Source organism: Acidovorax delafieldii 2AN (assembly GCF_000175235.1).
Classification (GTDB): Bacteria; Pseudomonadota; Gammaproteobacteria; order Burkholderiales; family Burkholderiaceae_C; genus Acidovorax; species Acidovorax delafieldii_B.
Genome location: NZ_ACQT01000446.1, coordinates 1 through 1,807 on the forward strand (window position 1 = coordinate 1; position 1,807 = coordinate 1,807).

A 1,807-nucleotide genomic window follows, 5' to 3' on the forward strand; every position below is an offset into this window, starting at 1 on the left:
GCCCGAAGCGCTGCGCGCCGCGCTGGCCCCCGACGACCCGCTCGCCCCCCTGGTGCAGGCGCTGGCCAGCGGCGACTCGATCGTCATTTTTCCCGAAGGCACGCGCGGCCATGGCGACGAGCCCCAGCCTTTCAAGTCGGGCCTGTACAAGCTGGCACAGATGTTTCCGCAGGTGGTGCTGGTGCCCGCGTGGATCAACAACGTGCAGCGCGTCATGCCCAAGGGTGAGGTCGTGCCGGTGCCCATTCTGTGTTCGGTGACGTTTGGCGCGCCCATCCAGCTGGAGCCAGGCGAGGAGCGGCGGGCGTTCCTAGACCGCGCGCGCCGCGCCGTCATGGCCCTGCGCGAAGTCTGAGCGCGTTGCCGCTGCCCCCATGAACCAGTTTCTGCGCCATCTCACCACCACCGAGCAGATCGGTGCACTCTTCATCGCCGTGTTCGGTGTGCTGTCGCTCGTGACGCTGGCGGCCTTCGTGCGCACGCTGCGCGAACACCCGGACACCGACCCCGCGCAGGACGCGGCGCGCGCCCTGCAGGCCCGCCACTTCTGGAGCCTGCTGCAAACCTCCTGGGCCATGGCCACGGTGTTCTGGGTGGGCTGGGCGCTGGGCGACACGGTGGCCACGGTGCTGTTTGCCATCGTGGCGTTCTTTGCGCTGCGCGAGTTCATCACGCTCTCGCCCACGCGGCGCGGCGACCACCGCAGCCTGGTGCTGGCGTTCTTCGTGGTGCTGCCGCTGCAGTTCTGGATCGTGGGCTCGCGGCATTTCGACCTGTTCACCGTGTTCATCCCGGTCTACGTGTTCCTGGCGCTGCCCGTGGTGAGCGCGCTAGCCAACGACCCCGAGCGTTTTCTCGAGCGCAACGCCAAGCTGCAATGGGGCATCATGGTCTGCGTCTATGGCATCAGCCACGTGCCGGCGCTGCTGCTGCTCGACTTTCCGGGCTACCGCGAAAAGGGCGCTTTCCTGGTCTTCTTCCTGGTATTCGTGGTGCAGACCTGCATGGTGGTGCAGCACCTGCTGGGCCGGCGCTTCGCGCGCCGCCCGGTGGCGCCGCAGGTCAGCCAGAGCTTTCAGTGGCCAAGCTGGCTGGCCGGGGTGGCCGTCGGCGGGCTGGTGGGTGCGGCGCTGACCTTCATCACCCCGTTCAAACCCGGCCAGGCGCTGGGCATGGCGCTTGTGGCCTGCGTGGCGGGCAGCCTGGGCCATCTGGTGATGAAGGCCCTCAAGCGCGATCGGGGCGTCACCAGTTGGGGCATGCAAGGCCAGGCGGTGACAGGCGCGGGCGGCCTGCTCGACCGCGTGGATGCCCTGTGCTTTGCCGCGCCGGTGTTCTTCCATTCCGTGCGCTGGTACTTCGGTTTATGAGAAAAATGGGCCGCTGCGCTTATCAGCATTGCGCAAGCAGCTATCAATAAAATAGCACATGAGAATTCTGGGAATTGACCCCGGCCTGCAGACCACGGGCTTTGGCCTGATCGACGTGGACGGCCACCGGCTGAGCTACGTGGCCAGCGGCACCATCCGCACCACGGCGCTCGCCCTGGGCGACCTGCCGGGCCGCCTGAAAGTGCTGTTCGACGGCATCAGCGAGGTGGCAGCGCGCTACGAACCGGACGTGGCCACCGTCGAGATCGTGTTCGTCAACGTCAACCCCCAGTCCACCCTGCTGCTGGGCCAGGCGCGGGGCGCAGCCATCACTGCCCTGGTGGCCAGCAACCTGCCAGTGGCCGAATACACCGCGCTTCAGATGAAGAAAGCCGTGGTCGGCCATGGCCGGGCCGCCAAGGCCCAGGTGCAGGAGA

Annotated in this window: 3 protein-coding genes; all 3 read left to right on the forward strand. The window is 67.3% G+C overall.

The features are described from left to right. The coding region (locus ACDELDRAFT_RS22065; RefSeq protein ID WP_005800898.1) for a lysophospholipid acyltransferase family protein at nt 1-355 on the forward strand (355 nt) is incomplete at its 5' end. A 19-nt stretch (nt 356-374) separates the two neighbouring features. Next, entirely contained in the window at nt 375-1,370 is a 996-nt protein-coding gene (locus tag ACDELDRAFT_RS22070) for a phosphatidate cytidylyltransferase (protein ID WP_005800899.1), read from the forward strand. 58 nt (nt 1,371-1,428) lie between these two features. Then, on the forward strand, nt 1,429-1,807 hold a 379-nt coding region (gene ruvC / locus ACDELDRAFT_RS22075; RefSeq protein WP_005800901.1), incomplete at its 3' end, for a crossover junction endodeoxyribonuclease RuvC.

Bases quoted from the DNA above. Each gene is read 5' to 3' on its own strand.
- ACDELDRAFT_RS22070 (WP_005800899.1), top strand. From the start codon at position 375: ATGAACCAGTTTCTGCGCCATCTCACCACCACCGAGCAGATCGGTGCA.